Source organism: Amnibacterium sp. (genome assembly GCF_025463795.1).
Taxonomy (GTDB): Bacteria; Actinomycetota; Actinomycetes; order Actinomycetales; family Microbacteriaceae; genus Amnibacterium.
Genome location: NZ_JAODBE010000116.1, coordinates 1 through 26891, shown reverse-complemented (window position 1 = coordinate 26891; position 26891 = coordinate 1). Strand labels below are relative to the sequence as shown.

Annotated in this window: 25 protein-coding genes and 1 pseudogene; 12 read left to right on the top strand and 14 right to left on the bottom strand. The window is 72.8% G+C overall.

Features of this window, described 5'->3' with window-relative positions; genetic code table 11:
- Window positions 1–365, bottom strand: a pseudogene (locus JWQ92_RS10125) (Fe-S cluster assembly protein SufB); the annotation flags it as partial.
- A 220-nt stretch (window positions 366–585) separates the two neighbouring features.
- Here JWQ92_RS10125 and JWQ92_RS10120 point away from each other — a divergent pair.
- Entirely contained in the window at window positions 586–1533 is a 948-nt protein-coding gene (locus JWQ92_RS10120; RefSeq protein ID WP_297344333.1) for a COX15/CtaA family protein, read from the top strand.
- Between the two features lie 50 nt (window positions 1534–1583).
- Entirely contained in the window at window positions 1584–2441 is an 858-nt protein-coding gene (locus JWQ92_RS10115) for a glycosyltransferase (protein ID WP_297344332.1), read from the top strand.
- A 2-nt stretch (window positions 2442–2443) separates the two neighbouring features.
- Here the strand turns inward: JWQ92_RS10115 and JWQ92_RS10110 are convergent, their stop codons facing one another.
- The 4 genes from JWQ92_RS10110 to JWQ92_RS10095 are packed head-to-tail and all read right to left on the bottom strand — an operon-like array spanning window position 2444 to window position 7605.
- Complete coding sequence (locus JWQ92_RS10110) at window positions 2444–3694, bottom strand: hypothetical protein (protein ID WP_297344331.1); 1251 nt, start codon at window positions 3692–3694, stop codon at window positions 2444–2446.
- Window positions 3691–5346, bottom strand: coding sequence for a glycosyltransferase (locus JWQ92_RS10105; protein ID WP_297344330.1), 1656 nt, complete (start codon window positions 5344–5346; stop codon window positions 3691–3693). The genes JWQ92_RS10110 and JWQ92_RS10105 overlap by 4 nt, the downstream gene beginning before the upstream one ends.
- Before the next feature lie 4 nt (window positions 5347–5350).
- The gene (locus JWQ92_RS10100; protein WP_297344329.1) at window positions 5351–6184 is read right to left on the bottom strand and encodes a WecB/TagA/CpsF family glycosyltransferase; all 834 of its coding nucleotides are present in this window, start codon (window positions 6182–6184) and stop codon (window positions 5351–5353) included.
- Window positions 6184–7605, bottom strand: coding sequence for a polysaccharide biosynthesis tyrosine autokinase (locus JWQ92_RS10095; RefSeq protein ID WP_297344328.1), 1422 nt, complete (start codon window positions 7603–7605; stop codon window positions 6184–6186). The genes JWQ92_RS10100 and JWQ92_RS10095 overlap by 1 nt, the downstream gene beginning before the upstream one ends.
- A gap of 211 nt (window positions 7606–7816) precedes the next feature.
- On the opposite strand from JWQ92_RS10095, the gene JWQ92_RS10090 reads away from it, so the two are divergent.
- From JWQ92_RS10090 to JWQ92_RS10080, 3 genes are read left to right on the top strand one after another with little or no spacing between them, the layout of a single operon-like run.
- Window positions 7817–9106: a hypothetical protein gene (locus JWQ92_RS10090; protein ID WP_297344327.1), complete on the top strand. Its 1290-nt coding sequence runs from the start codon at window positions 7817–7819 to the stop codon at window positions 9104–9106.
- Window positions 9107–9111: 5 nt separating this feature from the next.
- Window positions 9112–9990, top strand: coding sequence for an alpha/beta hydrolase (locus tag JWQ92_RS10085; RefSeq protein ID WP_297344326.1), 879 nt, complete (start codon window positions 9112–9114; stop codon window positions 9988–9990).
- The gene (locus JWQ92_RS10080) at window positions 9987–11405 is read left to right on the top strand and encodes an O-antigen ligase (protein WP_297344325.1); all 1419 of its coding nucleotides are present in this window, start codon (window positions 9987–9989) and stop codon (window positions 11403–11405) included. Before JWQ92_RS10085 ends, JWQ92_RS10080 begins: the two co-directional genes overlap by 4 nt.
- Here the strand turns inward: JWQ92_RS10080 and JWQ92_RS10075 are convergent.
- Together JWQ92_RS10075 and JWQ92_RS10070 are read right to left on the bottom strand one after the other, a co-directional pair.
- Window positions 11368–11568, bottom strand: a complete 201-nt coding sequence (locus JWQ92_RS10075; RefSeq protein WP_297344324.1) for a hypothetical protein — start codon at window positions 11566–11568, stop codon at window positions 11368–11370. The genes JWQ92_RS10080 and JWQ92_RS10075 overlap by 38 nt on opposite strands.
- A gap of 132 nt (window positions 11569–11700) precedes the next feature.
- Window positions 11701–12471, bottom strand: a complete 771-nt coding sequence (locus JWQ92_RS10070) for an SGNH/GDSL hydrolase family protein (protein ID WP_297344323.1) — start codon at window positions 12469–12471, stop codon at window positions 11701–11703.
- Between the two features lie 136 nt (window positions 12472–12607).
- Here JWQ92_RS10070 and JWQ92_RS10065 point away from each other — a divergent pair, with 136 nt between their 5' ends.
- On the top strand, window positions 12608–14167 hold the full coding sequence (locus tag JWQ92_RS10065; protein ID WP_297344322.1) for an FAD-dependent oxidoreductase: 1560 nt from the start codon (window positions 12608–12610) through the stop codon (window positions 14165–14167).
- Window positions 14168–14218: 51 nt separating this feature from the next.
- On the opposite strand, the gene JWQ92_RS10060 is transcribed toward JWQ92_RS10065, so the two are convergent.
- Complete coding sequence (locus tag JWQ92_RS10060; RefSeq protein WP_297344335.1) at window positions 14219–15082, bottom strand: heme o synthase; 864 nt, start codon at window positions 15080–15082, stop codon at window positions 14219–14221.
- Window positions 15083–15302: 220 nt separating this feature from the next.
- Between JWQ92_RS10060 and tkt the strand changes: the two genes are divergently transcribed.
- The 6 genes from tkt to pgl are packed head-to-tail and all read left to right on the top strand — an operon-like array spanning window position 15303 to window position 22894.
- Window positions 15303–17420 carry a transketolase gene (gene tkt / locus JWQ92_RS10055; RefSeq protein ID WP_297344321.1) on the top strand — a complete coding sequence of 706 codons (2118 nt, stop codon included), beginning with the start codon at window positions 15303–15305 and terminating at the stop codon, window positions 17418–17420.
- Between the two features lie 30 nt (window positions 17421–17450).
- Complete coding sequence (gene tal, locus JWQ92_RS10050) at window positions 17451–18581, top strand: transaldolase (protein WP_297344320.1); 1131 nt, start codon at window positions 17451–17453, stop codon at window positions 18579–18581.
- Window positions 18578–19606 (top strand): hypothetical protein, encoded by a 1029-nt coding sequence (locus JWQ92_RS10045; RefSeq protein ID WP_297344319.1) that lies wholly within the window; start codon window positions 18578–18580, stop codon window positions 19604–19606. The genes tal and JWQ92_RS10045 overlap by 4 nt, the downstream gene beginning before the upstream one ends.
- 29 nt (window positions 19607–19635) lie before the next feature.
- Complete coding sequence (zwf, locus tag JWQ92_RS10040) at window positions 19636–21183, top strand: glucose-6-phosphate dehydrogenase (RefSeq protein ID WP_297344334.1); 1548 nt, start codon at window positions 19636–19638, stop codon at window positions 21181–21183.
- On the top strand, window positions 21180–22109 hold the full coding sequence (locus JWQ92_RS10035; protein WP_297344318.1) for a glucose-6-phosphate dehydrogenase assembly protein OpcA: 930 nt from the start codon (window positions 21180–21182) through the stop codon (window positions 22107–22109). Before zwf ends, JWQ92_RS10035 begins: the two co-directional genes overlap by 4 nt.
- A 20-nt stretch (window positions 22110–22129) precedes the next feature.
- Entirely contained in the window at window positions 22130–22894 is a 765-nt protein-coding gene (pgl, locus tag JWQ92_RS10030; protein WP_297344317.1) for a 6-phosphogluconolactonase, read from the top strand.
- 37 nt (window positions 22895–22931) lie between these two features.
- On the opposite strand, the gene JWQ92_RS10025 is transcribed toward pgl, so the two are convergent.
- From JWQ92_RS10025 to JWQ92_RS10000, 6 genes are all read right to left on the bottom strand, one after another.
- Window positions 22932–23300: an RNA polymerase-binding protein RbpA gene (locus JWQ92_RS10025; protein WP_297344316.1), complete on the bottom strand. Its 369-nt coding sequence runs from the start codon at window positions 23298–23300 to the stop codon at window positions 22932–22934.
- Between the two features lie 30 nt (window positions 23301–23330).
- Window positions 23331–23582: a preprotein translocase subunit SecG gene (gene secG, locus JWQ92_RS10020; protein ID WP_297344315.1), complete on the bottom strand. Its 252-nt coding sequence runs from the start codon at window positions 23580–23582 to the stop codon at window positions 23331–23333.
- An 84-nt stretch (window positions 23583–23666) separates the two neighbouring features.
- Window positions 23667–24449: a triose-phosphate isomerase gene (gene tpiA / locus JWQ92_RS10015; protein WP_297344314.1), complete on the bottom strand. Its 783-nt coding sequence runs from the start codon at window positions 24447–24449 to the stop codon at window positions 23667–23669.
- Window positions 24449–25633, bottom strand: coding sequence for a phosphoglycerate kinase (gene pgk, locus JWQ92_RS10010; protein ID WP_297344313.1), 1185 nt, complete (start codon window positions 25631–25633; stop codon window positions 24449–24451). The genes tpiA and pgk overlap by 1 nt, the downstream gene beginning before the upstream one ends.
- 4 nt (window positions 25634–25637) lie before the next feature.
- Window positions 25638–26642, bottom strand: coding sequence for a type I glyceraldehyde-3-phosphate dehydrogenase (gene gap / locus JWQ92_RS10005; RefSeq protein ID WP_297344312.1), 1005 nt, complete (start codon window positions 26640–26642; stop codon window positions 25638–25640).
- 66 nt (window positions 26643–26708) lie between these two features.
- Window positions 26709–26891 (bottom strand): Fe-Mn family superoxide dismutase (locus tag JWQ92_RS10000; RefSeq protein ID WP_297344311.1); only part of this gene is annotated, 183 nt, incomplete at its 5' end.

Here is a 26891-nt window from a genome sequence, read left to right as displayed (position 1 = left end):
AGGCGCTGGCGCTCCGCCTCCGGGATGCCGAGCCGCTCGTACGTCGCGCGGATGTCCTCGGGGAGGTCCTCCCACGACTGCGCCTGGCGCTCGGTGGACTTCACGAAGTACTTGATGTTGTCGAAGTCGATGCCGGAGAGGTCGGCGCCCCACGTCGGCATGGGCTTGCGCTCGAACATGGCGAGGCCCTTGAGCCGGTTCTTCAGCATCCACTCGGGCTCGCCCTTGCGGCGGGAGATGTCGGTGACCACGTCGGCGGAGATCCCGCGTCGCGCGGAGGCACCGGCTTTGTCGGAGTCCGACCAGCCGAACTCGTAGACACCGAGTCCCTCCAGCTCAGGACGATCGATCAGCACATCGGTCACGGTGCTCCTCTCCGTACAGTGGCAACCCGTCCAGCGGGCGGGGCATTCCCTCGGCTCCCGGCCGGGAGCCTCTCGCACCGCGCCTACAATCCGGTGCGAGACGGCGGGCGGCGCCCGATCGGGCGGCGGGCCGATCCGCTGCTCCACGGCACGTCGGCGCCGCACTCGACCCGGCGGCCCATCCTAGCCGCCGCCCCCATGCACCCCGGAGGACGGATCCATGACGGTCAGGCTCGACGAGCAGGCACCGCGACCGGCCGCCGTCCCGCTGGTCGCCTCCCCGGTGATCCGGATCGCCGCCCGGGCGTCGCTGGTCGCCGAGATCCTGCTCGTCGGCACGGGTGGGGCGGTCCGGCTCAGCGGCTCCGGCCTCGGCTGTCCCACCTGGCCCCGCTGCACGGTCGCCTCGTTCACCACGACACCGGCGATGGGGGTGCACGGCGTGATCGAGTTCGGCAACCGCCTCCTCACCTTCGTGCTGGTGGTCGTCGCGCTCGCCGCCTTCGCGGTGGTCCTGCGGCAGTGGCGGACCAGGAAGGACCTGGTCGGGCTGGCGCTCGCGCAGCTGCTCAGCATCCCCGTCCAGGCCGTCCTCGGCGGCATCACCGTGCTGACGCACCTGAACCCCTGGCTCGTGGCCGCGCACTTCCTCTTCTCCCTGACGCTCGTCGTGCTGATGACCGTGTTCGTGCACCGCGCCGCGGTGCTCCCCGGGCCGCGCGCCCGCGCGGCCGCTCCCGTCGCGGCCGCTCCCGTCGCGGTCGTGCTCACCGGCGTCGTCGCGGTCCTCGCGGCCGTCACCGTGGTCCTCGGCGTCACCACCACCGGATCGGGTCCGCACGCGGGCGACGCGACGGCCCCCCGCAACGGACTGGACCCCGTCGTGCTGCAGCAGGTGCACGAGTCGGTGGCCTGGCTGCTCCTGCTGACGAGCGCCGTCCTGCTGGTCGTCGCGGCCCGCGGTGGAGCGAGGGTCCGGCCGGTGGCGCTGCTCGTCGGCATCGAGGTCGTGCAGCTGGTCGTCGGGGTGACCCAGGTCGCCCTGGGCTGGGCGGCCGGCCTCGTCGTCGTGCACGTGTTCCTCGCCGCGGTGCTCACGGCCGCGACGACCGCGGTCGTGCTGGCCGCCCGGGGACCGTCGGGCGCACCGACCGGGCAGGGCGCCTGACCCGGCGGTCGGCTATCCTCCGGACCGTCCCCCGAGCCCCCTGGAGCCCCATGCCCCGGCTGTCCGTGCTCCTCCCGGTGAAGAACGGGGCGGCCCACCTGCCTGCGGCCCTCGCCTCGACCGTCGCCGCGCTGCCGGCGGATGCGGAGCTCGTCGTGGTGGACGACGCCAGCGACGACGCGACGCCGGCGATCCTCGCGCGCGCCGCCGAGGGCGATCGACGCGTGCGCGTGATGCGACGCGAGGCGTCGTCGGGGGTCGCCGCGGCCCTGAACCACGGTCTCCGGCACTCGGACAGCGAGCTCGTCGGCCGGATGGACGCGGACGACGTCTGCGCTCGCGGGCGGTTCCGGTCGCAGACGGCGCTCCTCGATCGCGCGGACTTCGTGTTCGGGTCGATGCTGCTCACGGATCCCGCCGGCCGGCTGCGCGGCGCGGCCTCCCCGCTGCCGATCACGCCGGCGGCGGCGCGGTACCACCTGCTGGTCGGCAACTTCCTGTCGCACCCCACGATGTCCTGCCGGCGTTCGGCGATGGAGTCGCTCGGCGGGTACGCCGACATCGTGGTCGAGGACTACGAGCTGTGGCTCCGAGCCGCGGCGGCGGGCCTGCGCCTCCGGAAGACGGTGCGCCCGGTGCTGCGCTACCGGGTCCATCCGGCGCAGATCACCCGGACGTGGGCGCCCGCGGCGACCGACGCGCTCCTCGACGAGCGCTACTCGCGCCTGCTGCCGGAGCATCTGCGGGAACTGACGCCCGTGCTGCGGCACAGCGCCGTCACGCGGCGGCGGGACGACGAGCAGTCGGCGGCGGCGTGGCGGCGCCTGCGGGACTGGATCCGCCGCGAGGCGCGGGGCCTGCGGCCGTTCGACCGGCTCGTGCTCGCGGAGCGGCTCCGCTCGATCTGACGTCAGGCGACGGCCGGCTCCGGTTCGGGTGCCGAGGCCTTCGTGCCCCGCTCCATGCCGGTCGCCGAGCTGACGAGCCGGGCCGCCATGCCGAGCGTCTGGGCGGCGGGCAGGGCGAACGGCCCGAGCGGGACGGCGAGCGCGAGGGTCCCGACGAAGCCCACTCCACCGGCGACCACGCTGTTCCCGAGCGCCAGCCGGGTCCGCCCCATCGCGAAGACCACGAGCGTCACGACGGTCGAGACGCCTTCGATCACGTACTCCCCGATGCGCGCGGACGCGAGTGCGAGGTCGAGCGGCTTGTTCAGGATCGCGGACACCACGGGCCCGAAGAGCGCGAGCACGCCGATGTACAGCGCACCGCCGACCGCCACCATGCCGCTGACGAGGAGAACGTCCCGGCGTGGGCCGTGCGGGTTGTCCGGCGTCGCGCGGAGCTTCCGCAGCACCGCCGGACCCATGAAGGTCACGAGGGCCGCCGTCAGGATCGTGATCGGCGACGCGACGACACGAGCCGCCTCGAGGTGCGCGAGCACCGCACCGCCGAGCACGAGCAGGATCGCGTAGTTGCAGGCGAACCAGGCGCCCTGCACCGCGACCTCGGAGAAGAGCAGGCGGGTGCGGTCGGGCAGCGGCTGCTGCACGTAGTCGTGGTGGCGGGGCGCGCCGCGCAGCAGCAGCACGCCGACCGCGATGGACAGCACGTTCCCGGCGAAGAGCGCGCCGAACGGCAGCAGCTCGAGTCCCGGAGCTCCGTGATGGGTGAGCCCGAAGACGGTGCCCAGGCCGACCGTCGCCGCGAGCACGACCGAGCACATCGCGGCGGACACGTGCCGGTCGACGAGGTGCAGCGCCGCGCGGATGTGGTCCTGCAGCGGTGAGACGACGGCGTAGAGCCCCGCCATCAGGCCCATCCCGAGGCAGACCGCGACGGGCGCGGAGCCGACGAGCGACAGGCCGCTCGCCACGGCGATGAGGAAGGTGCCGGCGCTCACGATCCTCGCCCGTCGCGCGTCCCGGCCGACGAGCGGCGACCGGAGGTCGGCCTCGAGGTTGGCGCCGAGCTGCGCGGGCACGTAGTGCAGCTGGCGCGGGAGGAGCATCCCGAGCACGGTCGCGCTGAAGAGCACGGCGTAGACGGCGAGCGCTCGCGTGTCGAGCTCGCGGACCGCGACGATGCCGGCGAGGAAGGTGCCGAGGGCCGCGAGCGACGCGTCGGCGAGCCCTGCCGCGAGCTTGCGGGAACTTCTCATGCGGAACGCTCCTCGAGGAGTCGGGCGGGGTTGCCGACGGCCGTCCGGCCTGTGGGGACGTCGTGGAGGACGACCGCGCCCGCGCCGATGCGGGCGCCTGCGCCGATGGTGACGCCGCCGAGCACGATCGCTCCGGCGCCGAGCACGACGCCGTCCTCGATCACCGGGGACGGGCCGCCCTCCTCGCGGTGGCCGATCGTGACGCCGTTGCGGAGCGTCACGCCCCGGCCGATGCGCGCGTGATCGTTCACCACGAGCCCGTAGCCGTGGTAGATGGTGAGGCCTCCTGCGATGCGGGTCCTCGGGCGCAGCTCCAGCCCGAGCAGCATCTCCGTCCATCCGCGGTAGAGGGCCACGGGGATCACCGCGCGCAAGCGCAACCGGTCCGGGGAGCCCATCGCGAGCTGCGCGAGGCGCAGGCCGACGAGGATGGCGCGGGACTTCACGTCACGCGGGTTGGCGCGCCAGTCCTCGCGGACGAGTGCCAGGAACGCGGCAGGGGTCCCCGCGAAGTCGAGGTCCCCGGAGGGGCGCGGGTCCGGCGCACCGAGCAGCCGTCGCCAGGCCGCCGCGTAGGCCGCCGGCGAGTGGTGCTGCTCGTACCGCTCGCGCGCTCCCGCCCCGCAGCGGGCGAGCAGCGCCGGATCCTCGGCGAGCGCACGGGCCGCCCGGTGCAGGCCGTCCTCGTCCCCGACCGGCACCAGCAGGCCGGTCTCGCCGTCGACGACGAGGTCGCCCACCCCGCCGACGTCGTACGCGACGACGGGCGTTCCGGTGGCGAGGGCCTCCACGACCACGAGCGGCTGCGCCTCGAACGGATAGGTGGAGGGCAGCACGAGGACGTCGGCGTCCTGGAGCAGCCGCCAGCGCTCGTCCGCGGTGACGGCCCCGTGCACGGTCACGGAAGCGGCGACGCCGGCGTCCTCGACGGCGGCGCGGAGCGCGGCGATGCGGTCGCGGGCGCCGGCGCCCGCGATGTCGAAGCGCCAGCGTCGCCCGGTGTCGGCGGTGAGCCGCTCGGCGAGGCGGACGAACGCGTCCGCGCCCTTCTCGGGCAGCAGGTTGGCCAGGAACAGGAGGCGGAAGTCCTCGTCGCCGCCCACCGGGCCCGATGGCGAGGGCGCGTCGCCCGGCGCGTTCGCGATCACCGCGATGCGCTCCTCGGCGACGAACGGCCGAACGTCCTCCGCCATGCGCGGGCCGAGCACGACGACGCGATCCGCACCGCCCAGCACCCGTCCGACGGCGGCGCGCCACAGCGGGCCGCGGCGGGCCAGCTCGCGGTAGCCGTTGGTGTGGAGGTAGAGGGCGGTCGGGACCCGCAGCACGCGGAGCAGCTCGAGGAGCACGACGTCGACGAGGAACGATCCCGGCCGGTTCGTGAGGAAGAAGACGCAGGCGCCCGGGCGCCGGACGGCGACCCTTGCGGCGACCCGGGCCACGAGAGACGGCACGGCGAGCAGCTTCCCCGGCCGCGCCCGGCCCACGTCGTCGACGGTGCGGGAGAACCGGCGGTCGACCAGGGTCGCCCTGCCGAAGCCGCTGAGGGTCTCGAGCAGCCGCAGCGTCATCACGGTGGAACCGTGGACGGGCGGCGGGACCTGGCTGATGACGAGTACCCCCGCGCCTGCCTGGAAGGCGGTCGCGGACATCCGGTTACCGCGTCGTGCGGCGCAGGTCCTGCAGCACCGCGCCGACGAAGCGGAGGTTGCCGAAGAAGTAGCGCCGCCACAGGCGGCGAGGCTCCATCAGGAAGCGGAAGAACCACTCGAGGCCGACCGCCGACATCCATTCGGGAGCGTGCCGGAGGGTGCCCGCCGTGTAGTCGAAGCCGGCGCCGATGGCGATCGCGATGACCGGGAGGGAGGCGGCGATCCTCGCCGCCTCGATGTCCTGCTTGGGCGTGCCGAGGCCGACCCACACCACCTGTGCGCCGGAGTCCCGGATGGCGGCGTCGCGGTCGGCGAGCTCGGCGGGCGTCGCCTCCCGGAAGGGCGGGCTGACCGCGCCCACGATCCGGATCCCGGGCGCGAGCCCCCGGAGCTGGGTCTCCAGCGTCGCCAGCACCTCGGGAGCGCCGCCGAGCAGGTAGTGCCGCAGCTGCCGCTCGGTGCCGGCGCGGCACACGTCGAGGAAGAAGTGGGGGCCGGGCACCTGCGCCAGCCTCGGGCTGTGGCCGCGCGAGTGCGAGACCCACCCGAGCGGCTTGCCGTCGGGAAGGTTCCAGGCACGGCCGCGGAACGCCCTCGCCCCGAGCCGCCGGTCCTTCGAGGAGAGGGCGACGCTGTAGGCGTTGGCGAGGTGGATGTGCTCGCCACGGGTGCGCCCCGGCCGGGTGGCCTCCGCCACGACGACGCGCACGGCGTCCACGGGGGTGGTCGCGACGAACCGCAGTCCGCCCACGGTCTGCCGTCGCGGTCCCCACTGCTCGATGAGCGGCCGGTCGCCGCCGGCCGGTGCCTCCACGCCGCCGATCGGCTGGACGGTCATCACGACAGCCCCTCGAAGGATGCGGAGGGCGAGGTGGAGCGGACCGAGTCCCGGCGCCGCTTCACGGGCCTGCGCCGGCGACCGCGGTCCGCCCCGTAGGTGTAGACGGAATTCGAGCGGCGCGACACCTTGGTGAGCACGAGGCCGAGCACCCGCGCGTTCGCCCGCTCCAGCGAGACGAGCGCCTCGTCGAGCTGACCGCGGCGCACCTCCCCCGCTGCCGCGACGACGATCGCCCCGCTGGTGCGACGGGCGAGGAGCGCGGCGTCCGAGACGGGCAGGAGCGGTGGCGCGTCGAAGAGAACGGTGTCGAACCGCTCCGAGAGCGTCGCCATCAGCGCCGCCATCGCCTCCGTCTGCAGCAGCTCGTTCGGGTTGGGCGGCACCTCGCCGCCCGGCAGGACGGTGACCTCGTCGTCGCCCCACGTCTGCAGCGCGGCGTCCAGCGACACGCGCCCGATGAGGACGTCCGACAGGCCGACCGAGCCGTCGAGGCCGAACTGCCCCGCGAGCGTGGGTCGGCGCAGATCCGCGTCCACGAGGACGACCCGCTCGCCGACGTCGGCGAGCGCGAGCCCGAGGCTCGCCACCGAGGTCGACTTGCCTTCGGCACTGATCGAGGAGGTCACGACGAGGGACCGCTTCGTGGCCCCGAGCTCCATGAACTGGAGGTTGTTGCGGAGCGAGCGGTACGCCTCCATGCGTGCGAGCCGGAGCTCGCGCGGCAGCTGCGGCGCGGCGGGACCGCGGCCGCGACGCTCGGTCGTCCCGATGACGGGCACGTCGGTCACCCGCGCGACGTCGTCGATGTCGCGCACCCGGGTGTCGCTGAGCTCACGGATCACGGAGAAGAGGAACGCCAGCAGCAGGCCGCCGACGGCGCCGAAGGCCGCGTAGAGGAGCGGCTTCGGGCTGTCCGGGATCCGGTTCGCCACCGCCGGGTCGACCTGGGCGATGCTGATCGGCGCCTTCGTCCCCACGGCGCGCGGCGTGAGCGCGTCCACCGTGAGGGAGAGGTTCCGCGACACGGAGTTCGCGATGGCGGCGGCCCTGGTCGGCGACCCGTCGGACACCGAGATCGTGAGCACGGTCTCGTTCGTCGCCGGCACCACCGTGATCTCCTTCGCGAGCTTCGCCCGCGTCAGCGTGAGGTGGAGGTCGGACCGGACCCGGTCGAGCACCGACGCGGTCGTGGCGATGTCCGCGTAGCTCGTGATCACCTGCTGCGTGAACGCGGTGCCCTGGGAGAGGTCACCGATGCTCGTCGCCGCCTGCGTCGAGACGTAGGCCTTCGCGACGGCCGAGTACTTGGGGGGCTGAACGAGCGCGAGGCCCCAGCCCAGGAGTGCTCCGAGGAGCGCGAGGAGGAGCAGCAGCAACCAGCCGCGTCGGAGCACTGAGACGTAATCGTGGATCTCCACGCGGGCCGCTTTCAGGGATGAGGGTGGGTAGCGGCTGAGAGGGGTGAGCGGGGACGAGGTCTGGGTGGACATCCCCGGCTGAAGTGCCGCGAAACCACTGTAAACTCGGCGCGTCGACTGGACAATGGATTTCACGTGAATGAAACACCCCAGTTCCGGGGTCCGCTGATTCATTGAGGTCCGGCAGGCGCACGATTACAGTGACGCCACGATGCGGGCGCCCCCGGCGTTCGATGCGGTCGGCGCCGCATCGCCACCCGTCCCCACCGAGGAGCTCCCGACCATGCGCCTCCGCGACCGCCCCTACGCCGGCGCGAGCGTCATCTACGTCGTCGACGGCCTCGCCGACGCCGCACTCGATCGTCTCCCCGAAGCGCTCAGTGCCTACGTGCTGCACCCCGCCTCGATCGAGGTCCGCGACTCGCTCGGCCGTGCGCCGCGTGACAGCGATGTCGCGGCCGCCGTCGAGGAGGCGGTCGTCCGGATCGAGCGGTACGCCGACGTCCGCGACCTCATCGCTCGCGCCCGTGCGCTCGGCTACGGCCGGCTGCCGGTGCGCGTCGTGATCGCCGGCGGCACGCTGGTGGTCAACGTGCACCACGGCGTGATGGACGGCGGCGCGATCCTCGAGCTGGTCACCTGGCTCGTGTCCGTCTCGAGCGGGGCCGACGGCAAGCGGGACACCCGCACCCCCCTCGCGTTCCCCCTCGTGCACGGACTCCGCAAGGTGGGCCGAGCCGGCCTGGAGGACTTCCGCGCGAACCGGCGCACGCCGCAGCCCGAACCGGTGCTCACGCACAGCCCCACAGACGCGGACCTGCGGCTGGAGACCGCGCGCTTCGGCCACGCGACACTCGGTCCCGACGAGCTGCGGCGCCTCATCGCCCTGCCCGCCGGCGGCCCGACGACCGTGATGAGCCGCGTCGCGAGCCTGGCGGTCGGCGCCGCGCGCCGCCTGTACACCGGCGAGCGCGACGTCCCGGTCATCGTGCCGGTCGATTCCCGGCGGTTCGTCAAGAACGCCAGGGTGCTCGGCAACTTCATGGGCGTTGCCGCGCCCGCGGCCCTCCTCGCCTCCGACTGGTCGCCCGCGGCGATCGCGGCGCGCAGCAAGGCGGCGCTCCGCGGCGGCGGCGCGATGGTGAGCACCGCCCACGCCCTCGCGCGCTGGATCGCCCATCGGCCGAAGACGCTGCTGCGCCGCTCCCCCCGCCCGGGCCCGGGAACCGTTGCGGTGTTCGTCCCGATGCTCGGCCTCTCCGAGGCGTTCCTCGGCGCCGCCTGGCGGGAGGGCGCCTCGCCGTGGATCGGTGGCGCGACGGTGTCGGCATGGCCGTCCGGCACCGCCCTGTCCCTGCTGGCCGCCGGGGACGAGTACCAGATCTCGGCCTGGGACGAGTCCGGGCTCTTCGAGGTCTCGGACCGGACGCTGGCCGAGGCGCTCGCCGCCGAGCTCGCCGAGCGCGAGGTGGCGGCGGGCATCGGCCCCGCCGTCGTCTGAACCGCGTGCGCATCCTGTTCGCGGCCGTGCTCGCCGCCGTCCTCGTCGCCGTGAGCGCGTGCAGCTCTCCGGCACCGCAGCCCACACCGTCGGCGTCGCCGGACGGGTCGATCACCCTGCAGTTCGCGGCGCCGGGCGGGACGCCCCTCCGGCTCGACGCCTGCGTCCCGACGAGCGGCAGCCACCTCCCGATGCTCGTCCTCGTCCACGGCGGCCAGTTCACGGCGGGCAGCAGGACGATGCTGCGGCAGGCGTGCCTCGACGGCGCGGCCCACGGCTACGCCTCGTTCTCGGTCGACTACCGGCTCGTGCAGTACAAGTCCGGGACCACGCCGGTCCGGTTCCCCGGGCAGCTCGAGGACGTGGCCTCCGCGGTCTCGTGGCTCCGGGCCGACGCCCAGGTGCAGCGCTTCCGGACCGATCGCAGCCGGGTCGTGCTGCTCGGCGAGTCGGCCGGTGCCGTGCTGGCGAGCGAGCTGGCCGTCGGCGTGCCCGACTCGCCGCTGCCGGCGAGCACGTTCTCGGCGGCGGTGCTCCTGTCCGGGGCGTACGACTTCGGCGCATCCGACCTCACCGACTCCCTCCGCGGGATCGAGGACCAGTACCTGGGCTGCGGCACGACCAGCCCCTGCACCGCCGTCGCGCGTGCCTCGGCCATCAACTCCGTGCATCACGGCGATCCGCCGATGCTCGTGATCAACTCGCAGCACGAGCTCGTGCCTCGATCCCAGGCGGACCGGTTCGTGGCGCAGCTCAAGGCGAAGGGCGTTCCCCACCGGCTGGTGATCGGCCCCGGCGACTTCCACGGCATCGACATCGCCGCGCACAGCCCCACGATCACCGCCGACATCTGGTCGTTCATCGCGTCGGCGGTGCACGGATGACCCGCACCGTGGGAACGGCCGTCCGGCGCACCCCTCGCCGCGAGCCCCTCCTGACCCGGGACGCGCGGCCGTTCACCGTCGCGGGCACCGCCTCCGTCGCGCTGCTGCTCGCCGGCACGCGATGGGCGAGCTACATCGGGGTGAACCCGATCTTCCTCACCGACGTCCTGCTCCTGCTCGCCGTCTACCTGATCGGTACGCGAGCGATCCGGCGCCCGGACCAGGTGTTCCTGCGCACGGGGCGTGGAGGCTCCCCGCTCCCCCTGCTGGCGGCCCTCGCGTTCGTCCTCCTCCGCCTCGTGATGGGCGGGGACCTCTCCCTGGTGGCTCTGCGCGACGCGTTCCCCTACGTGTACACGGCGGCGGGGCTCCTCGCGCTCTACGCGGTGCGCCGGACCGGGGAGGCCGGCAGGCGGAACACCTTCCGGGTGTTCGTCGCGGCACTGATCTTCCACGCGGTCTGGTTCGTCGCGCAGGAGGCGGTGCCCGCCCTGCCCTACCTGCTCCCGACCCTGAACGCGACGCAGGGCGTCCACCTGTTCACGCCGCGACCGGACGTGGATACGACGCTGGTGGGCGTCCTCGGCGCCCTGATCCTGTGGCGGATGCTCCACGGCGGACGCCATCCGGTCCTCCTCGGGCTCGCGTACGCCGGCACGTTCGCCGCGGTGGCGGCGTCGTTCACGCGGGCAGGGCTGCTCGGTGCGGTAGTGGCGAGCGCCTACGTGGTCTTCGCCACGCTGTCCGAGCGGGGGCGCAGCCCTCACCGCAAGCTGCTGATCGTCGCGGTGGTGCCGATCGTGCTGATCTCCGGGGTCGTCGCCGTGTCGTTCACCGGCGTCGGCGCGAAGCTGATCGCGACGGTGGCTCCCTCGGCCGTCACGGGCAACGCCGTCGCCGATGGGGCGGAGGGCACGACGCGCGCCCGGTCGAACGCCTGGGACCGCCTCGTGCAGTGGACGTTCGCCGACCAGCAGCGCACGATCATCGGCGTCGGCTACGGCCCGGACTTCCTGGCCCAGTCCGGCGCGAGCGTCCTCCTCGTCGGGGACGCCATCGATGACGACGTGCGCCCGAGGTCACCCCACGACTACTGGCTCGGCACCCTCGCCCGCATGGGACTGATCGGCCTGGCCCTGATCCTCGCGGCGGTGGTGCAGTTCCTGGTCCGGAGCTGGCGGCTGCGCAGGAGCGCGACGCTCGATCCGGCGACGCTCCTGCTGATCCTCGTCCCGCTGAGCCTGATCGTGCCCGCGTCGCTCGGCGTCGTGCTCGAGTCCCCCTTCGCGGCCGTGCCGTTCTGGTGGTGCCTCGGCGCGGTGCTGGGAACCGCGATCCCGACGACGACGGTGCCGGGACGCCGGGCCCGCGGTCGGGTCAGGGCGTCGGCGGCTCGTCCGGGGATCCGTCGCTGACGACCGGTCCGTCCTCCTCGGCCTGGCCGACCGGCTGCAGGGAGGCCTCGAACGCGGGCACGTCCGCGGCCGCGACCCGCACCATCGCGATGCCGCCGGTCTCGGGGTCCTCCACGAGGAAGACGCGGTCGTCGTCGCGTGCTCGTCGACGGCGCGGGCGCATGGCCGTCCTCCCCCCGGAACGCGCCCGCGCGGTGCCGTGCGATTCGAATCGCGCGCCGGAGTCCGCAAGGACGTCCCCGGACGGTAGAGCGACCCTCTGGGCGTCCGCTGGAAGGACCTTGAATCGCCTCGATCAGAGGCCGAAGAGGTGCCTGAAGTCCGTCAGGAAGCGCTTCGCGAGGTAGGCGTGGCCCGCGGTCGAGAGGTGGGCCCCGTCCGGCGCGCCGTACCGGGGCGTGTTCGCCGTCGTGAACCACTGCTCCTCGTACGGGCTGATGTACGGCACGCCCATGTCGAAGGCGGCGGCCGCCATCTGGGAGTCGATCGCCACGAGCGTGTTCAGCCCGGGCTGCGGCGCCGCCGGCCCGAAGAGCACCACCGTCACGCCGGGATAGGCGTGGCGCAGCTGGCGGACGACGGAGTCGACAGCGGCACGGACCTTGGCGACCCCGACGTAGTCGTTCTGGCTGCCCTCGAGGATCACCACGTCGGGCCGGAACGTATGGTCGGCGATCAGCTTCGTGAGCCGGACCCCGTACGGCGACTTCAGTCCGTTCGGACCGCCGTTGACGTAGCCGGTGCCGGGGAGCGCGTCGATCCGGTGCTGCCACCCCAGCGAGTTCGCGACCAGGTACGCGTACCCCTTCGTCAGGGGATCGGCCATCGACCCGTAGGTGTAGGAGTCGCCGAAGATGAGCAGGCGCGGGTGCGCGGGCAGGGCACGCGCGGTCGATGACGCCGAGGGGACGGGGACGTCGCGGAACGCGACCGGCTCGGGGGGCCGGCCACCGCGGAGCGCGATCGCGGCGACGAGCACGACGATCACCGTGACCACGGGGACGAGCAGCCAGACGGGGACGCCGGCGACCTCATGGCGCAGCAGACGTGACGACGTTCCGCGCATGCGGGACCGACTTCCGATGGGGGGGCGGAGGGGTGCCCGGAGACTAGCGGCTGGCAGCCGCCCTGGCCAGGGCCCCGTCCGGAACCCAGGGCAGCGGCGATGGCGGGAACCGCGCCCTGACCGGAAGAATCGGCGGATGCAGATCGACGAGCTCTCGGCGTCCGCTCCCGACGCGCCCCTCGGGGCCGATCTGTGCATCGTCGGGAGCGGACCGGCGGGGCTGACGCTCGCGCGCGAACTCAGCGGGAGCGGGCACGACGTGCTCGTGCTCGAGAGCGGGCTGGTCGAACCCGACGCGTTCGCCGACGCGCTCGACGAGATCGAGGTGGTCGGCGGTCCACGGGTGCTGGACCAGCGGCTGGTCCGCAGCCGGATCCTCGGCGGCACCTCGCACATCTGGTCCGGCCGGGTCGCCGCGCTCGACGCGATCGACTACCGCCGGCGGGACTGGGTGCCGGGCTCCGGCTGGCCCATCCAGCAGGAGGTCGTGCAGCAGTACCTGCCGCGCACGACGGAGCACCTCGGCGCGATCGTCGCCGACAACCACGCACCCGGGTTCGTCCGGGCCGTCGCCGGCCGGACCCCCGACCCCACCGGTTCCGGACTCGGGCGCTACGCGTGGTCCCTCTCCCGCGACGCCCTCGACCCGTCGGAGTCCATGCGCTTCGGCCGGCGGGCGCTGCGCGAACCGCTGCCCGGCGTCCGGGTCCTCACCGGCGCGACCGTCACCCGCATCGCCACCGACGAGCACGGGCTGACGCACGTCGAGGCGACCGGGCGGGACGGGGTCGTCCGGACCGTCGCGACGCGGTTCGCGGTGCTGGCGGCCGGTGGCATCGAGAACGCCCGGCTGCTGCTCGCGGCCCTGCCCGACGCGCCCGATCCGGACGGCCCGATCGGTCGCTCGCTGATGGATCACCTGCGCGGGCCGATCGCCGTCTACGAGCCGCGCCACCACGGGCGGCTCCAGCGGCGGTTCGGCGATCGGTACCTGCTCGGCGGGAGGGCCACACCCGGCTACGCCCTCTCGGCCGAGGTCCAGGCCGAGGAGCGCCTGCTCAACTGCGCGATCTGGCTGTTCGCGATCCCTCGGGCCGACGATCCGTGGACCGCGCTGGCGGCCGCCCGCCGGGCACCCGCCGCGGCCGCCGCAGCGGCGGTCCGGCATCCGCTGCTGCTGGCCGAGGGCGCGTTCCGCATGGTCGTGCGCCGGCGTGCACCCGTTCGGCTGCTGGAGCGCCTCGAGCTCCACGCGATCGTCGAGCAGCAGCCCGATCCGGCGAACAGGATCACCCTCAGCGACCGCGTGGACGCGCTCGGCATGCCCATCAGCCGGATCGCGTCGCGGGTCGGCGGGCTCGAACGGCTGACGGTCCGTCGCACCGCCGAGCGGTTCGTCGCGCTCTGCCGCACGCGAGGCGTGCCGGCCCCCGCGCTCCTCCCCTTCGTGACGGACGACGCCGCACCGTTCGACCTGCCCGACGTCGCGCATCCCATGGGAGCGACGCGGATGGCCGCGACCCCCGACGCGGGCGTGGTCGACCCGGACTGCGCCGTGTTCGGCGTCCCCGGCCTGTTCGTCGCGGGCAGCTCGGTCTTCCCGACCGGCGGGCACGCGAATCCGACCCAGACGATCGTCGCCCTCGCCGTCCGCCTGGCCGATCACCTGAAGGGCCTGCTCGCGGCCGTCTCCTGAGGATCGGCGCACACGGGGCCGAGCGATCCGCTGCGTCTCGAGCGCCGGCGCTCAGTGGAAGAGCAGCGGGTCGATCGCGACGCCGAGGAAGAGCAGCGACAGCGACCCGATCGAGGCGTGGAAGACGCGCATCGGCGCGGCCTCACCACCGGAGACGGCGCGCGCGTAGAGGCGGTGCGTCTCGAGGACGAACCAGCCGCCCGCCGCGAGGGCCACGGCGGTGTACAGCGGCCCCATGTGCGCCACCGGCACGAGCAGCAGCGAGCACGCCAGCGTCGCCCAGGCGTACAGCACCGTCTGCAGGCCGACCTTCGTGTTGCTCGCGACCGCACCGAGCATCGGCACCCCCACGGAGGCGTAGTCCTCCTTGTACCGCATCGAGAGCGGCCAGTAGTGGGGCGGCGTCCACAGGAAGATCACCGCGAAGAGCACCCACGCGGCCCACGAGAGCGAGCCGGTGACGGCGGCCCACCCGATGAGCACCGGGAAGCAGCCCGCGAGGCCACCCCAGATGATGTTCTGCGTCGTGCGCCGCTTCAGCCACAGCGTGTACACGAAGACGTAGAAGCCGATCGCGGCGAGCGACAGCGCCGCTGCGAGCCACGTCGTCCCGAAGCCGAGGACGAGCGTCGAGAGCACGGTGAGCGCGGACGCGAAGACCACGGCCTCCCGCGGCGTGAGCGCACCGGTCACGAGCGGACGGTGCCGGGTGCGGTGCATGACCCGGTCGATGTCACGGTCGAGCACCATGTTGAACGCGTTCGCGGCACCGGCGCTGAGGGTGCCGCCGACGAGGGTGCACGCGACCACGAAGAGGCTCGGAACGCCGTGCGCGGCGAGGATCATGACCGGCACCGTCGTCACGAGCAGTAGCTCGACGACCCGCAGCTTCATCAGCGCGACATAGCCGCGCAGCCGACGGCCGCGCGGCGGATCCGTTGGGCCCTGGCCGACGGCCGACGGGCCGCCGGCAGCCGAGACTGCCGTGCTCACTGGTGAGGATTCTATGTGAATCGACTTCGACCCTTCGCCGAGTAGCCGCCTCCGGCAGGAGGATTGCGAGGGAGGAATCCCTAGACTCGCCATGGGTTCGCACACGGCCCGCTCTCAACTCCATCGGTGGAAGGGGATCCAAGTGACGGACGTCCGAACGCGCCAGTCGAGCGAGCTCGAGTGGGGGCCGCTCGACGAGAAGGCCGTGGACACGGTGCGCGTCCTCGCGGCCGACGCCGTGCAGAACGCCGGCAACGGCCACCCCGGCACCGCGATCAGCCTCGCGCCGCTCGCGTACCTGCTGTTCCAGAAGGTGATGCACCGCGACCCCTCCGACAGCACCTGGATCGGCCGTGACCGATTCGTCCTCTCGGCGGGTCACTCGTCGCTGACGCAGTACATCCAGTTCTACCTGGGCGGATACGGCCTGGAGGTCCCGGACCTGCAGCATCTCCGCAAGTGGGGATCGAAGACGCCCGGCCACCCCGAGTACGGCCACACCGACGGCGTCGAGATCACGACCGGCCCGCTCGGCCAGGGCCTCGCCTCCTCGGTCGGGTTCGCCTACGCGTCCCGCTTCGAGCGTGGACTGTTCGACCCCGACGCGGCGACCGGCGCCAGCCCCTTCGACCACTTCGTGTACTGCATCGCGAGCGACGGCGACATCGAGGAGGGGATCACCAACGAGGCCTCCTCCCTCGCCGGCACGCAGCAGCTCGGGAACCTCATCGTCTTCTACGACCGCAACCGCATCTCCATCGAGGACGACACGAACATCGCCCTCTCCGAGGACACCCCGGCCCGCTACCGGGCGCTCGGCTGGCACGTGCAGGAGGTGTCCTTCATCCAGCCGGACGGCTCCTACAAGGAGGACGTGCAGGCGCTGCACGCCGCCGTCCTCGAGGCGCAGTCCGTCACCGACAAGCCGTCCTTCATCGTCGTCGACACGATCATCGGCTGGCCGTCGCCGACCCTGCAGAACACCGGCAAGATCCACGGCTCCGCCATGGGCACCGACGAGGTCGCCGGGCTGAAGCGGGCCGTCGGATTCGACCCGGAGAAGACGTTCGACGTCGACCCCGAGGTCCTCGCCCACACCCGCAAGGCCGTGGACCGCGGCCAGGCGCAGCACCGAGAGTGGGATGAGCGCCTCCAGCGGTGGGCCCAGGCGAACCCCGAGCGCAAGCAGCTGCTCGACCGCATCGTCGACTACAGGCTGCCCGACGACGCCTTCGTCGACCTGCCGACCTTCCCCGCCGGCAAAGCGGTCTCCACCCGCGTCGCCTCCGGCAAGGTCATCAACGCCATCGCGCCCCACCTGCCGGAGTTCTGGGGTGGATCCGCCGACCTCGCCGAGTCGAACAACACGACGATCGAGGAGGCGGGCTCGTTCCTGCCGCCCGAGCGCGGCACCAAGATGTGGAAGGCGAACCCGTACGGCCGCGTGCTGCACTTCGGCATCCGCGAGCACGCGATGGGGGCGATCCTGAACGGCATCGTGCTGCACGGCAACACCCGGCCGTTCGGTGCGACCTTCCTCATCTTCAGCGACTACATGCGCCCGTCGGTCCGTCTCGCGGCCCTGATGAAGGCGCCCACCATCTACGTCTGGACGCACGACTCGATCGCCCTCGGGGAGGACGGCCCCACGCACCAGCCGGTGGAGCAGCTCTGGGCGCTCCGCGCGATCCCGCAGCTCGACGTGGTGCGGCCCGGTGACGCGAACGAGACCGCGGTCGCGTGGCGCACGATCCTGGAGCGGCGCAAGGGCCCGGCCGGTCTCGCGCTGACCCGCCAGAACATCCCCGTGTACGAGCGCGGCTCGGGCGCCGCCGACGGCGACACCTTCGCCTCGGCGGAGGGCACGGCCAAGGGCGCGTACGTCTTCGCGGAGGCGCCAGGCGGCACGCCGGACGTCATCCTCCTGGCGACCGGGTCCGAGCTCCAGATCGCGGTGGACGCGCGGGAGCAGCTGAAGGGCGAGGGCATCAACGCCCGCGTCGTGTCCGCCCCGTGCCTCGAATGGTTCGAGGAGCAGGACGACGCGTACAAGGAGTCCGTGCTCCCGGCCGGGATCCGCGCCAGGGTGTCCATCGAGGCGGGGGTGTCGCTCGGCTGGCGCCGCTACGTCGGCGACGCGGGACGGAGCGTCTCCGTCGAGACGTTCGGCGCATCGGCCGACTACCAGACGCTGTTCGAGAAGTACGGCCTCACGACCGAGCACGCCGTGGCGGCCGCCAAGGAATCTTTGGGCCGCTGACGCGGTTCCACCGGCAGAAGGAGCTTCGCAATGAGCATCACCGACACCAAGGCCGAGACCCCCACCGCCGCGCTCTCCGCGGCGGGCGTGAGCATCTGGCTGGACGACCTCTCCCGTGAGCGCATCAAGGGCCACGGGCTGGAGAAGCTGATCGCGGAGCGCGACGTCGTGGGCGTCACGACGAACCCGACGATCTTCGCGTCCGCCCTCTCGAAGGGCGAGGCGTACGACGAGCAGGTCCGCGAGATCGCGGCCGCGGGCAAGGACGTCGCGGAGGCGATCTTCGAGATCACCACGGCGGACGTCGGCAACGCCGCGGACATCTTCAAGGACGTCTTCGAGCAGTCCGCCGGCTACGACGGGCGCGTCTCCATCGAGGTCTCCCCCGAGCTCGCGCACGACACCGAGGCCACCGTCGCCGAGGCCAAGCGCCTCTGGACGACCATCGACAAGCCGAACGTGATGATCAAGATCCCGGCGACGGTCGAGGGCGTCCCCGCGATCGCCGCGGCGATCGGTGCCGGCATCAGCGTCAACGTCACCCTGATCTTCAGCCTCGAGCGCTACGCCGCCGTCATCGACGCGTACTTCGAGGGCCTCGAGCAGGCCGCGAAGGCGGGCATCGACCTGTCGACGATCCACTCGGTCGCCTCGTTCTTCGTGTCCCGCGTGGACACCGAGGTGGACAAGCGACTGACCGCGATCGGCTCGGACGAGGCGACGGCGCTGAAGAGCAAGGCGGCGATCGCCAACGCGCGCCTCGCCTACAAGCTCTTCGTCGAGCGCTTCGCGACGGAGCGCGCCATCGCGCTCCAGGAGCAGGGCGCCAACCGGCAGCGGCCGCTGTGGGCCTCCACCGGCGTGAAGGACCCGAACCTGCCCGACACCCTGTACGTCACCGAGCTCGTCACCCACGGCGTCGTCAACACGATGCCCGAGAAGACGCTCGAGGCCGTCGCCGACCACGGCGCCGTCGACGGGGACACCGTCGTCGGCAACTACGACGACGCCCAGCAGGTGCTCGACCGCCTCGCTGCGGTGGGGATCGACATCGACGACGTCACGGCCCTGCTCGAGCGCGAAGGCGTGGAGAAGTTCATCGCCTCCTGGCACGAGCTGACCGACACCGTCACGGCCGCCCTCGACGCCGCCGCGCGGTGAGCGTCCGCATCGCCCTTGGCGGTGCCGCGGAGGAGGCCGTCGGCCGGGTGCTTCCCCGGCTCGTCGACGAGAAGGTCGCCTCGGGGATCACGGGGCAGGACGCGTCCCTCTGGGGCGCGGCTGCGGAGACCGACGCGGCGCGCGGGCTCGGGTGGACCGAGTCCGTGGCCGCGAGCCGCGAGCTCGTCGCGCCGATCACCGCGTTGCGACGGGACCTGCGGCGGGCCGGAGCGGACCGGGTGCTGCTGCTCGCCCCGGCCGGTGCGGCACGAGCCGCGTCCATGATCGCCGGTACGCAGGGCGTCGACCTGGCGGTGGTGGAGCCGGATGATCCGGCCGCGGTCCGGAGCGCGCTGCAGGAGGCCGCGGACACCGTGGTCGTCGTGGCCGGAGCGGACGCCGCCGTGCTCGCGCTTGTCGTGCGGACCGTGCACGACCTCGGCGTCGACCCCGCCCGCCGGGTCGTCGTGGTCGCCAGGGCCGGCTCCTCGCTCGATGCCGATGCACGGGCGACGCGGCTCACCACGGTGCCCTGGGAGCGCGGCGTCGGCGACCGGTTCTCGGCGCTGTCCGCTCCGGCGCTCGTCGCGGCCGGGCTCGCCGGCGCCGACCTCGCCGAGCTGCTCGACGAGGCGGAGTCGGAGGAGCTGAACCTCGCCATCGACGACCGGGCGAACAACGGTCTGCGCCTCGGCGCCGCGTTGGGCGGATCCCGCCCCGCCGGCGTCGCCGTGGTGACCGACGGCACCCACCTCGTCGGCGCCGACCGCTGGGCCGCCCACCTGCTCGCGGGCGCCGGCCTCCAGCCCCGCGCCCTCCGGCGCGACGCGCCCGAGCTCGTCGAGGCGTCGGTGCAGCTGCAGGTGCTCCGACTGGTCGACGACGCGCACGCGCCCGCCCGCATCGCCCCGCACGAGATCCGGCTCAGCGGGTCCCTCGGCGAGCTGATCCTCGCCCTCCAGTACACCGCCGCGGTGGCCGCCTGGCTGCGCGGCGCCGACCCGTTCAGTGAGGAGTCGGCGTGACCGACCTCGAGTCCCCGCCGCGGTCGGTCGTGCCCGGCGATCCCGCCCCCGTCGGACCCGGCCTGAACCCGCTCCGGCTCCCCGGCGACCGGCGCTTGAACCGGATCGCCGGACCGTCGAGCCTCGTCATCTTCGGCGTCACCGGCGACCTCGCGCGCAAGAAGCTCATGCCCGCCGTGTACGACCTCGCGAACCGCGGCCTGCTCCCGCCCGGCTTCGCGCTCGTCGGGTTCGCCCGTCGCGACTGGGCGGACGAGGACTTCACGCAGGTCGTGCACGACGCGGTGAAGGAGCACTCCCGCACCCCCTTCCACGAGGACGTCTGGCGGCAGCTCGCCCAGGGCATCCGCTTCGTGCAGGGCACCTTCGACGACGAGGCGGCGTTCCTGCGGCTCCGCGAGACCGTCGAGGCGCTCGACGTGGAGCGGGGCACGATGGGCAACCACGCCTTCTACCTGTCGATTCCGCCCAAGGCGTTCCCGCAGGTCACCGAGCAGCTGAAGCGTTCCGGTCTCGCGGACCCGCGCCCGGGCCAGTGGCGACGCGTCGTGATCGAGAAGCCGTTCGGGTCCGACCTGAAGACCGCGCGCGAGCTGAACGACGTGGTGGAGAGCGTCTTCCCGGCGGACAGCGTCTTCCGGATCGACCACTACCTCGGCAAGGAGACGGTCCAGAACATCCTGGCGCTCCGCTTCGCGAACATGCTGTTCGAGCCGATCTGGAACGCGAACTTCGTCGACCACGTGCAGATCACGATGGCCGAGGACATCGGCGTCGGCGGCCGCGCCGGGTACTACGACGGCATCGGTGCGGCGCGGGACGTCATCCAGAACCACCTGCTCCAGCTGCTCGCGCTCACCGCGATGGAGGAGCCGGTGTCGTTCGACGCCGTGCACCTGCGTGCGGAGAAGGAGAAGGTGCTGTCCGCGGTGCGCGTGCCGAGGGACCTCGCCGCGGCGGCGGCACGCGGCCAGTACACGTCGGGCTGGCAGGGCGGCGAGCACGTGCTCGGCTTCCTCGAGGAGGACGGGATGGCGCCCGCCTCCACCACCGAGACCTACGCGGCGCTGAAGCTCGAGATCGGCACCCGCCGCTGGGCGGGCGCGCCGTTCTACCTCCGGGCCGGCAAACGGCTCGGCCGGCGGGTCACCGAGATCGCCGTCATGTTCAAGCGGGCGCCGCACCAGCTGTTCGCCGAGAGCCAGACGTCGCTGCTCGGTCAGAACGCGCTGGTCATCCGGGTGCAGCCGGACGAGGGCGTGACCATCCGGTTCGGGTCGAAGGTGCCGGGTGCCGGGATGCAGGTCCGCGACGTGACGATGGACTTCGGCTACGGGCACGCCTTCACCGAGGCCAGCCCCGAGGCCTACGAGCGGTTGATCCTCGACGTGCTGCTCGGCGATCCGCCGCTCTTCCCACGGCACGAGGAGGTGGAGCTCTCCTGGATGATCCTCGACCCCGTCGAGGAGTTCTGGGCGGCCTCCGGTCGGCCCGAGCCGTACCGGCCGGGAACCTGGGGTCCCGCATCCGCCGATGCGCTGCTCACCCGCGACGGCCGCACCTGGAGGCGCCCGTGATCGTCGACCTGCCCGACACCACCGCGTCCCGCGTGCAGCGGGCGCTCGTGAAGATCCGTGCCGAGGGCGGTGCCGTGGCTCTGGGCCGGGTGCTCACGCTCGTCATCGCCACCCGGCTGGGCGCGGAGGAGGAGGCGATCGAGGCGGCCAACGACGCCTCGCGCGAGCATCCGATGCGGGTCATCGTCGTGTCCCGGCCTCCTACCGCGGGCGGCGCGGCCCGCCTGGACGCGCAGATCCGGGTCGGCGGCGACGCCGGGGCGAGCGAGGTCGTCGTGCTGAAGGCGTTCGGCGACGCCGGCAGCGACGAGGAGGGCCTGGTCACCGGGCTGCTGCTGCCGGATGCCCCCGTCGTCGCCTGGTGGCCGGGTACGGCGCCCGCCGTGGTGAGCGAGTCGCCGATCGGCCGCATCGCGCAGCGCCGCATCACCGACGCGTCGACGCAGGCGGACCCGCAGGCGGCGCTCGCGCACCTCGGCGCCAGCTACCGGCCCGGCGACTCCGACTTCGCCTGGACGCGCCTCACGCTCTGGCGGGCCATCCTCGCGGCGGTGCTCGACCAGCCGCCGTACGAGCCCGTCACCGCGGTCGAGGTGGCCGGTGCCGCCGACTCCCCCTCCACGGAGCTGCTCGGCGCGTGGCTCGGGCTGCAGCTGCGGGTGCCCGTCCGCATCGAGCTCTCGGACCGCTCGACCGGCATCCACGGTGTCCGGCTGCTCCGCGACAGCGGAACGATCGACCTCGAGCGCACGGTCCCGAACATCGCCACGCTGTCCCAGCCCGGTCAGCCGACGCATCAGGTCTCCCTGCCCAGGCGCAGTCTGCGAGACTGCCTCGCGGAAGAACTGCGGCGCCTCGACCCGGACGACCTGTTCGGCGAGGTGCTGACCGAAGGCCTCGCCGCGCTGCCCGGACAGCCGGCCTGAGGAAGCGCGACTGGAGGACCGTGACCAACGAGAGACGCGTGCTCGTGCACCCGGACGTCGATGCCCTGACGGCCGCGGTCGCAGCCCGATTCCTGACCAAGCTCGTCGACCTGCTCGACGAGTACACGACCGTGAACGTCGTCCTCACCGGGGGCACCGTGGGTGCGGGTACGCAGCGCGCCGTCGCGACGTCCGGGATGCGCAACACCATCGACTGGAGCCGCGTCCACTTCTGGTGGGGCGACGAGCGGTTCGTGCCCAAGCAGGACCCGGAGCGCAACGAGGTGCAGGCGCGCGAGGCGCTGCTCGACCGCATCGCGGTGCCCGAGGCGAACATCCACCCGTTCCCCGCCTCCGACGAGATCGAGGACATCGACCGCGCCGCCGCGGCCTACGCGGAGGTGCTCCTCGAGCACGCGGAGGGCGGCGCATCGGTGCCCCGCTTCGACATCACGTTCCTCGGTGTCGGCCCCGACGGCCACATCGCCTCGCTGTTCCCGGAGCGCGAGGGCCACGGCCCGGCGACGGTGATCGCCGTGCGCAACGCCCCGAAGCCCCCGCCGGACCGGCTGAGCCTGACCCTGCCGGCGATCAACTCGTCGCACCGCGTGTGGATGGTCGCCGCAGGCGCCGAGAAGGCCACGGCGCTGGGCCTCGCGCTCGCGGGCGCGAGTGAGGACGAGGTTCCGGTGGCCGGCGTGCAGGGCCGCAAGCGCACGGTCTTCTTCGTCGACAGCGCGGCGGCCCAGAACGTGCCGCCGAACCTCATCGCGCAGAGCTATTGATCGAGCCGCCGTCCCCGGGCCGGGGTGGTGAGGAGGTCTAGCTGTCGGCGGGGATCTTGCCGCGACGGATGCGGAGCTGCTTGAGCGCCTCCTCGAGGAGCTGGGCCGCCTCCTCGTCGGTGCGACGCTCCTTCACGTAGGCGAGATGCGTCTTGTAGGGCTCCGTCTTCGCCACCGCGGGCGGGTTCGCCCGGTCGCGGCCGGCGGGCAGGCCGCTCGACGGGGAGTCGATCACGGCCGGGATCTCCTCCGCCGGCAGGTTCGCCGCGAAGTACCTGACCGTCTCGTTGCCGAGGGCGTCCCAGTACGAGACCGCGATCCGCTCCGCGTGATGTCCATGATCCTGCTCGCCCATCGGGCCGGCGCCCACTCGGGAACCGCGGATGGCGCTACCGCCAGATGCCATGAGGGGTGCTCGCTTCGAGTTGCAGGACGCTCACGCGCCCGAGGTGAACCTGGTGATCAGGCCGAGCACGATGATGCAGGCGAACCAGATGAGTCCGAGGATGACGGTGATCCGGTTGAGGTTGCGCTCGGCCACGCCGGACGCCCCGAGGCTGGACGTGACGCCTCCACCGAACATGTCGGAGAGGCCCCCTCCGCGGCCGCGGTGCAGGAGGATGAGCAGCGTCAGGAGCAGGCTGGTGATGCCCAGCACCACTTCGATCACCACTTCGAGTATCGCCATGCCTCCTCCTTCCTCGGCTTCCAGCCGGAATCCAGCGACGGCAAGTATAACCGGGCGGCCGCCCCGCGCACGGGTGGCTCGGCGTCAGACGCCGACGTGCTTCTCGAACCGCGCGATCGCGGCGAACTCGGCGGGGTCGAGGCTCGCGCCGCCGACGAGCGCGCCGTCGACGTCGGGCATGCGCAGGAAGCCGGCGATGTTGCCGCTCTTCACCGACCCGCCGTACAGGATGCGGGTGCGCTCCGCCGCGTCCTCGCCGAGGGTCTCGGCCAGCGCGCGGCGCAGGGCCGCCCCGACCTCCTGGGCGGTCTCCGCCGTGGCGGGCGTGCCCGAGCCGATCGCCCAGACGGGCTCGTAGGCGACGACGAGCTCGGCATCGGCGGAGACGCCCTCGAGCGCGGCCTTCAGCTGCCCGACGGGCACCGCGCTCGCGCCGTGTCGCTCGAGGTCCTCCGCGGTCTCGCCCACGCACAGCACCGGCACCAGGCCGTGCTGCAGCGCGGCGTGCACCTTCGCACCGACGAGCGCGTCGTCCTCGCGGTGGTCGGCCCGCCGCTCGGAGTGACCGATGATCACGTACCGCGCATCGAGCTTCGCGAGCATCGCCGCCGACACGTCGCCGGTGTGGGCGCCCGCCTCGTGCGGGGACACGTCCTGCGCACCGAGGGCGAGCGGGAAGCGGTCGGCCGCGATGAGGGTCTGCACGCTGCGGAGGTCGGTGAAGGGCGGGAAGACCGCCACCTCGACGCCCTTCGGGTCGTAGCCCGCGTCCTTCATCGTCCACGCGAGCTTCTGCACGAGCGCGATCGCCTGCAGGTGGTCGAGGTTCATCTTCCAGTTGCCGGCGATGAACGGTCTGCGCGCCATCAGGACTCCCCCTCCCAGCCGAGCACCTCGAGGCCGGGCAGCCGCTCGCCCTCGAGGAACTCGAGGCTCGCGCCGCCACCGGTCGAGATGTGGCCGAATCGATCCTCGCCGAAGCCGAGCGCCCTGACGGCCGCTGCGGAGTCGCCGCCGCCGACGACCGACAGGCCGTCGACCTCGGTCAGGGCCTCGGCGACGCGTTTCGTGCCCGCGGCGAAGGCCGGGAACTCGAACACGCCCATCGGACCGTTCCAGAACACGGTCCTCGACGCGGCGATCGCCTCGGCGAACGTCTGCGCGGTCGCCGGTCCGATGTCGAGGCCGATCGCGTCGGCGCCGAACGCCGTGCCCTCGATCCCGTCCGCGGCGACCGTCTCGGAACGCGCGTCGGCCGCGAACGCGTCCGCGACCACGACGTCGGTGGGCAGCACGATCCGCACGCCGAGCGTCTCGGCGCGGGTGAGGTACTCCCGCACGACGTCGAGCTGGTCGCGCTCCAGCAGGCTCTTGCCCACCGCATGGCCCTGGGCGGCGAGGAAGGTGAAGAGCATCCCGCCCCCGATGAGCAGCGTGTCGACCCGCGGCAGCAGGTGGTCGATGACCCCGAGCTTGTCGCTGACCTTCGAGCCGCCGAGCACCACCGTGTAGGGCTTCGCCGGGTCCGTCGTGAGCCGCTCGAGCACGCCGAGCTCCGCGGCGATCAGCAGGCCCGCGGCGCTCGGCAGCACCTGAGCCAGCTCGTAGACGCTGGCCTGCTTGCGGTGCACCACGCCGAAGCCGTCGGACACGAAGGCGTCCGCGCCGGCCGCGAGCTCCTCCGCGTACGCACGTCGCTCCCCCGCGTCCTTCGACGTCTCCCGCGGATCGAACCGCAGGTTCTCCCGCAGCGTGACCGCAGCGCCGGCATCGGCGCCGAAGGCGACCTCCTGCTCGAGCAGCTCGCCGAGGCGGGCGGCGACGGGGCGGAGGCTGTACCGCTCGTCGGGCGTGCCGTCGGGCCGGCCGAGGTGCGACACCACGGTCACCGACGCGCCGGCGTCGAGCAGGCGGTGCAACGTCGGCAGCGAGGCCCGGATCCGGCCGTCGTCGGTGATGACGCCGGCGTTCAGCGGCACGTTGAGGTCGCACCGGACGACGACCCGCCGCCCGGAGAGCGCCCCGAGCGAGTCGAGGGTGCGGAGCGTCACCGGATCAGAGCCGCGCGGCGACGTAGTCGGTGAGGTCGACGAGCCGGTTGGAGTAGCCCCACTCGTTGTCGTACCAGGCCGACAGCTTCACCTGGTCGCCGATCACGCGGGTCAGCTCCGCGTCGAACAGCGACGAGTGCGGGTCCCCGACGATGTCGGCCGACACGATCGGCTCGTCGACGTACTTGAGGATGCCTTTCATCGGCCCGTCGGCGGCCTCGCGATAGGCCGCCTGGATCTCATCGACGCCGGCCCGTCGGCTCGCGGTGACCGTGAGGTCCGTGATCGAGCCGACCGGCACCGGCACGCGGAGCGCGAAGCCGTCGAGCTTGCCCTTCAGCTCCGGCAGCACGAGGCCGATGGCCTTCGCGGCGCCCGTCGACGTCGGGATGATGCTCAGCGCGGCGGCGCGGGCGCGGCGCAGATCGCTGTGCGGACCGTCCTGCAGGTTCTGGTCGGCCGTGTAGGCGTGCACCGTCGTCATGAGGCCGTTCTCGATGCCGAACGCGTCGTTGAACACCTTCGCGAGCGGCGCGAGGCAGTTCGTCGTGCACGACGCGTTCGAGAGGATGTGCATCGTGTCGGCGTCGTACGTGCCCTCGTTGACGCCCATCACGAACGTGCCGTCCTCGCCGCTGGCGGGCGCGGAGATGACGACCTTCTTCGCACCCGCATCGAGGTGCTTGCGTGCATCCGCTGCCTTGGTGAAGCGGCCCGTGGACTCGATGACGATGTCGACGCCGAGGTCGCCCCAGCCGAGAGCAGCGGGGTCCCGCTGCTCGAGCACCTGCACCGGCTTGCCGTCGATGACGATGCTGTCGCCCTCGAGCTCGACCGACTGCGCGAGCCTGCCGGCGGTGGAGTCGTACTTGAGCAGGTGCGCGAGCGCGCGGTTGTCCGTGAGGTCGTTGACGGCCACGATCTCGAGATCGCTGCCCTTGGCCAGAGCGGCCCGGAAGTAGTTGCGGCCGATCCGGCCGAAGCCGTTGATCCCGACTCTGACGGTCACGTAGGTCCTCCGAGGGTGGTTGCGGAATGCGGCACTCGCAGCGCACGACCTCGGGCGCGCGGGCCTTTACGACAGTAGCAGCAGGCCGTTGGCGCGCTCCCGGGCGGTGGTGAAGCGCCGCTCCACGTTCGCCCAGTCGACGATGTTCCAGAAGGCCTTGACGTAGTCGGCCCGCACGTTCGCGTAGTCGAGGTAGTACGCGTGCTCCCAGACGTCGAGCAGGAGCAGCGGCACGACGCCGACCGGGAA

Bases quoted from the DNA above. Each gene is read 5' to 3' on its own strand.
- JWQ92_RS10070 (WP_297344323.1), bottom strand. From the start codon at position 12,471: ATGCGCGGAACGTCGTCACGTCTGCTGCGCCATGAGGTCGCCGGCGTC.
- JWQ92_RS10105 (WP_297344330.1), bottom strand. From the start codon at position 5,346: ATGTCCGCGACCGCCTTCCAGGCAGGCGCGGGGGTACTCGTCATCAGC.
- JWQ92_RS10090 (WP_297344327.1), top strand. From the start codon at position 7,817: ATGCGGGCGCCCCCGGCGTTCGATGCGGTCGGCGCCGCATCGCCACCC.
- tpiA (WP_297344314.1), bottom strand. From the start codon at position 24,449: ATGGCGCGCAGACCGTTCATCGCCGGCAACTGGAAGATGAACCTCGAC.
- JWQ92_RS10080 (WP_297344325.1), top strand. From the start codon at position 9,987: ATGACCCGCACCGTGGGAACGGCCGTCCGGCGCACCCCTCGCCGCGAG.
- JWQ92_RS10120 (WP_297344333.1), top strand. From the start codon at position 586: ATGACGGTCAGGCTCGACGAGCAGGCACCGCGACCGGCCGCCGTCCCG.
- JWQ92_RS10100 (WP_297344329.1), bottom strand. From the start codon at position 6,184: ATGACCGTCCAGCCGATCGGCGGCGTGGAGGCACCGGCCGGCGGCGAC.
- tal (WP_297344320.1), top strand. From the start codon at position 17,451: ATGAGCATCACCGACACCAAGGCCGAGACCCCCACCGCCGCGCTCTCC.
- JWQ92_RS10115 (WP_297344332.1), top strand. From the start codon at position 1,584: ATGCCCCGGCTGTCCGTGCTCCTCCCGGTGAAGAACGGGGCGGCCCAC.
- JWQ92_RS10110 (WP_297344331.1), bottom strand. From the start codon at position 3,694: ATGAGAAGTTCCCGCAAGCTCGCGGCAGGGCTCGCCGACGCGTCGCTC.
- JWQ92_RS10075 (WP_297344324.1), bottom strand. From the start codon at position 11,568: ATGCGCCCGCGCCGTCGACGAGCACGCGACGACGACCGCGTCTTCCTC.
- JWQ92_RS10065 (WP_297344322.1), top strand. From the start codon at position 12,608: ATGCAGATCGACGAGCTCTCGGCGTCCGCTCCCGACGCGCCCCTCGGG.
- JWQ92_RS10025 (WP_297344316.1), bottom strand. From the start codon at position 23,300: ATGGCATCTGGCGGTAGCGCCATCCGCGGTTCCCGAGTGGGCGCCGGC.
- secG (WP_297344315.1), bottom strand. From the start codon at position 23,582: ATGGCGATACTCGAAGTGGTGATCGAAGTGGTGCTGGGCATCACCAGC.